At 69.7% G+C, this 1,808-nt stretch carries 2 protein-coding genes; one reads left to right on the top strand and one right to left on the bottom strand.

Annotation, left to right across the window (positions count from 1 at the left end):
* Positions 1-1,449 (top strand): UdgX family uracil-DNA binding protein (locus DBR34_RS18970; RefSeq protein ID WP_258224130.1); only part of this gene is annotated, 1,449 nt, incomplete at its 5' end.
* A 72-nt stretch (positions 1,450-1,521) separates the two neighbouring features.
* Here DBR34_RS18970 and DBR34_RS21915 read toward each other — a convergent pair.
* Positions 1,522-1,808: hypothetical protein (locus DBR34_RS21915; RefSeq protein WP_219928343.1), on the bottom strand; the 287-nt coding region annotated here is incomplete at its 5' end.

Raw genomic sequence — 1,808 nt, 5'->3', positions numbered from 1 at the left:
GCACGCTGGAGCGTACGCATCGACCCGCCGTGGTCGCTGGACGCATGGCGCGATGCCGCGCGCCTGGCGCTGCGCCACGCGGTGGCCCCGGAGCAGCTGGACTGGCTGCACGGCGAGGAAGCCTCGCTGCTGGATGCGCCGCCGCTGCAGGCCATCGACGCGGTGGCCGATACAGCGCACGACGCACCTACCTATGTGTCCAAGGCGTTCGTCGAGCTGGCCGCCACCTGCCTGTGCCACCGCGACCCGCAGCGGCTGCCGCTGCTGTATCGCATGCTGTGGCGCATCGCCCACGGCGAGCGCGGGCTGCTCGCCACCCCCACCGACCCGGACGTGCTGCGCGCGGCGGCGCTGAGCCAGGCGGTGCGCCGCGACACGCACAAAATGAAGGCGTTCGTGCGCTTCCGCGAAGTGCCGGGCGAACAGGACGCCTTCATCGCCTGGTTCGAGCCGGACCACCACATCGTGGATCGCGTCGCGCCGTTCTTCGCACGCCGCTTCACCGGCATGCGCTGGGCGATCCTGACGCCCTCGCGCAGCGTGCGCTGGGATGGCCAGGCACTCACGTTCGGCCCCGGCCAGACGCAGGCCGATGCCCCCACCGAGGATGCACGCGAAGAACTCTGGCGCACCTACTACGCCAACATCTTCAATCCTGCCCGGCTCAACACCCGGATGATGCAGCAGGAGATGCCGACCCGGTACTGGAAGCACCTGCCGGAAGCGACGCTGCTGCCGCAGCTGGTGCGCGATGCAGGCGACCGCGTGCAGGAGATGCACGACCGTACCGCGCAGGCCCCGCAGCGTCGCATCCCTGAACGCAGCATCGCGCTGCGCTCACCGGCCACCGCCAACGGTGATGACCTGGATGCGCTGCGCACGGCCGCGGCAGGCTGCCGTCGCTGTGCGTTGTGGGAACCGGCCACGCAGACCGTGTTCGGCGAGGGCCCGCAGAACGCCCGGATCATGCTGGTGGGCGAACAACCCGGCGACGCCGAAGACCTCAGCGGCCACCCGTTCGTGGGGCCGGCGGGTCAACTGCTGGACCGCGCACTGCGTGAACTGGGCATCGACCGCAGCACCCTGTACCTGACCAACGCGGTGAAGCATTTCCGCTTCGAACGCCGCGGCAAGCGGCGCATCCACAGCACACCGCAGATCACCCACATCAACGCCTGCCGCCCCTGGCTGATGGGCGAAATCGAGAACGTGCGCCCGCAGGTGATCGTGTGCCTGGGCGCCAGCGCGGCAACGGCGGTGTTCGGCGCGGGCTTCACCCTGATGGCGAATCGTGGACGCTGGCACTCGCTTGATGATGGCACGCGTGCATTCGCCACCGTGCACCCGGCGTGGGTGCTGCGACAGGGCGAGGGTGAGGCGCGGGAAGAGGCGTATCGGGGGCTTGTGGAGGATCTGCGGCGGTTGGTGGAGGCGCGGCGCGACGGTTGATGCACGTCGGTGTTGGGCGGCGGACGCGGCGGCGGATGCATCACGGGGTTGCCGGCCAGCGGCCGGCACTACTCAGCAAAGCAGGATGAGGTAGCCGGCCAGTGTGCCGCCGCCCATCCACACGGCGAGCATCAGCGACAGCCCGGCGAAGGCGGCCACAGCACGCCTGCCCAGCCGCGCGCCCTTGCTGCGTGCGAACACCCACCATGCGATCAGCGGGCCTGCGATCAGGCCGCCGCCCAGCAGCACCCATGCAAACCAGCCGATCCATTCCGGCTTGTGGCCCGCTTCAGGGGGCATTGGGTGGTGGCGTATACCGCCGGAATCAGCAGCAGGTAGAACAGACCAACAGCGATGCG

Source organism: Stenotrophomonas sp. HMWF003, from assembly GCF_003061285.1.
GTDB classification, from domain to species: domain Bacteria; phylum Pseudomonadota; class Gammaproteobacteria; order Xanthomonadales; family Xanthomonadaceae; genus Stenotrophomonas; species Stenotrophomonas maltophilia_AP.
The sequence above is the reverse complement of the archived record's forward strand: the minus strand, read 5'-3'. Positions and strand labels throughout refer to the sequence as shown.